This window comes from Nocardia aurea (assembly GCF_003123685.1).
In the GTDB taxonomy this organism is placed as follows: Bacteria; Actinomycetota; Actinomycetes; order Mycobacteriales; family Mycobacteriaceae; genus Nocardia; species Nocardia aurea.
In genome coordinates, this window is sequence record NZ_QCYJ01000071.1 from 1 (window position 1) to 2,515 (window position 2,515).

Below are 2,515 nucleotides of genomic sequence, written 5' to 3' on the forward strand. Positions count from 1 at the left end.
TTGATCGTGACGACCACCACCATGATGGTGATGATCGTGCTCAGGGTGTAGTCGAGGCTGGTGGAGCCGCCCCAGTCCTTGGGCAGCGGGATGTAGACCAGCCGCAGATCGTAGTAGACGAGCACCCCCGCCGCGGCGATCTGACCGGCCAGCTTGATGAAGGCGTCCATGCCCCACCAGTCGTCGAGGAAGCCGGTGAGGGTGATGAGGCCGCCCGCGATGAGCAGGGCGGTCACCGGATGGCCGTCGGCGTCCCTGAGCGCCTCACCGGTGTAGGCCAGTTCGCTGGCCACCAGCAGGCCCGCCACCAGCCCGCCGTACATCGCCAGTCCGCCCAGCCGCGGCGTCGGCGTGGTGTGCACGTCCCGCTCGCGAATCTCCGGAGCGGCCCCGATGCGGATGGCGAAGCGGCGAACCAGCGGGACGAGGAGATACGTCACCGCCGCCGCAACGAGCGCCATGAACAGGTATTCGCGCACGGACCTAGTTTCCCGGATGCTCCGGCCCGCTGTGACCGGAAAACGACACAGACCAGCTTAATATTCGCTGAGATATGGCTGATGGATGGTCAGCAACGCCGACACCCGCTCACGCACGCCGGCCGCCGCGCCGGGACGCAGCACGGCCTGGGCCACCAGCATCCCGACCTCCTTCAGCTCCTCCGGCCCCATGCCCTGGGTCGTGACACACGGCGTGCCGACACGGATCCCGGAAGTGACCACCGGAGGCTCCGGATCATACGGGATCGCGTTGCGGTTGAGCGTTATCCCCGCCGCCGCGCAGCGCGTTTCGGCCTCGGCGCCCGACACGCCGAGTCCGCGCAGGTCGATCAGCGCCAGATGCGTGTCGGTGCCGCCAGCGACCGGCCGCATGCCCTCGGCGGCCAGCGCGTCGCACAGCGCCCGCGCGTTGCCGACCACCTTCTTCGCGTAACCGGCGAACTCCGGCCGCATCGCCTCACCGAACGCCACCGCCTTCGCCGCCACCGCGTGCATGAGCGGCCCTCCCTGCACGAACGGGAACACCGCCCGGTCGATCCTGGCGGCCAGCTCCGCCGTGCACAGGATGCCGCCGCCGCGCGGGCCGCGCAGCGCCTTGTGCGTCGTGAACGTCACGACGTCGGCGTACGGCACCGCCGACGGGATCGCGCCACCGGCCATCAGCCCGATCGGGTGCGCGACGTCGGCGAGCAGCCACGCCCCCACCTCGTCGGCGATGCCGCGGAACGCGGTGAAGTCGAGCAGCCTCGGGTACGACGTGGCACCGCAGACGATCAGCTTCGGCTGGTGCCGCAGCGCCAGGTCGCGCACCTCGTCGTAGTCGATGAGTTCGGTGTCCCGACGCACGCCGTACGACACGACGTCGAACCATCTTCCTGAAAAGTTCACCTTGGAGCCGTGGGTGAGGTGGCCGCCGTGCTGCAGTTCCATCGCGAGCATCGTGTCGCCCGGCTGTAGCAGCGCCGCGTAGGCGGCGAGATTGGCCGACGCGCCGGAGTGCGGCTGGACGTTGGCGTGCTCGGCGCCGAACAGCTTGCGGGCCCGGTCGATCGCCAGCCGCTCGGCCCGGTCCACGACCTCGCAGCCGCCGTAGTAGCGCCTGCCCGGGTAGCCCTCGGCGTACTTGTTGGTGAGCGTGGATCCCAGCGCGGCCAGGACGGCGGGCGAGGTGAAGTTCTCGCTGGCGATCAGTTGCAGCCCGCCGCGCACCCGCTCCAGCTCGTCGAGAAGCACCTGGGCCATCTCGGGGTCCTGCCGCTGAAGCAGGCCGAAATCGGGGCCATAGTAGGGCTGTGGACCCATTTCTCCACTCTAAAGGCGAGTGTCCGTTTTGCCCACATGCCCGCCCAGAGCGACGCTCCCAGGAACCTGGCTGAGCCCACCGGCTCTCACGGGCCTGGGAGGGGGCGTCAGGAGCGCTGGAGGCCGCTTCAGAGGCCAGACGGGAGCCTCCCCGGAGCCTGGGGGGAGCCTCCCGGAGCCTGGCGGGGGTGTCAGTCGGGAAGCCCCAGTGGTGGTGGTTTGGGGTGTGTCAGGAGAAGGCGTGGGGCGCGCCGGCCGCGCTGGGGATCCAGCGGGGCGTGTCGGCGGCCTCGTCGCTGATCGAGGTGAGCACGGCCTGGCGGTAGAGGGCCAGCCTGGTGCGCCACTCGGCGATGTCCTCCACGTAGCGTTTGCCCACGGGCGCGTCCCACGTCTGCGGACTCCTGGCCTGCCGGTACGCCTTGTCGAGGGCCGTCGTGAGGTTCTCCAGCAGGGGCATGACGGTCTGCCACGCGGTGACCAGTCGCTGGTACTCGGGATTGAACTCCCAGGCCCTCGGCTGGGGATCCAGGGGGTTGGCCCCGGGGGCCGCGGGCGGCGTCTCACCGGGACGCATGGGCTGGGGGGCGGGCGGGTCCACGTACATCACGCGCTCCTTCCGGGGCCGACGCTGCCGGGCGGGCCATCAGGTCTCACGTCCATGGGCGCCCACTCCCCCTCGCCGTACTCGCCGGGCGGCACCTCGACGGTCG

2 protein-coding genes and 1 pseudogene are annotated in these 2,515 nt (G+C 70.4%); all 3 read right to left on the minus strand.

What is annotated here, in order from left to right:
- A pseudogene (locus DAT37_RS12940) lies at positions 1-479 on the minus strand (undecaprenyl-phosphate alpha-N-acetylglucosaminyl 1-phosphate transferase); the annotation flags it as partial.
- Positions 480-536: 57 nt separating this feature from the next.
- Entirely contained in the window at positions 537-1,802 is a 1,266-nt protein-coding gene (locus DAT37_RS12945) for a serine hydroxymethyltransferase (RefSeq protein WP_109524997.1), read from the minus strand.
- Between the two features lie 229 nt (positions 1,803-2,031).
- Positions 2,032-2,409 (minus strand): hypothetical protein, encoded by a 378-nt coding sequence (locus DAT37_RS12950; RefSeq protein WP_109524998.1) that lies wholly within the window; start codon positions 2,407-2,409, stop codon positions 2,032-2,034.
- Between the last annotated feature and the right edge of the window lie 106 nt (positions 2,410-2,515).

Excerpts from the sequence above, each read along its gene's own strand:
- DAT37_RS12945 (WP_109524997.1), bottom strand. The coding sequence starts at position 1,802 with ATGGGTCCACAGCCCTACTATGGCCCCGATTTCGGCCTGCTTCAGCGG.
- DAT37_RS12950 (WP_109524998.1), bottom strand. The coding sequence starts at position 2,409 with ATGTACGTGGACCCGCCCGCCCCCCAGCCCATGCGTCCCGGTGAGACG.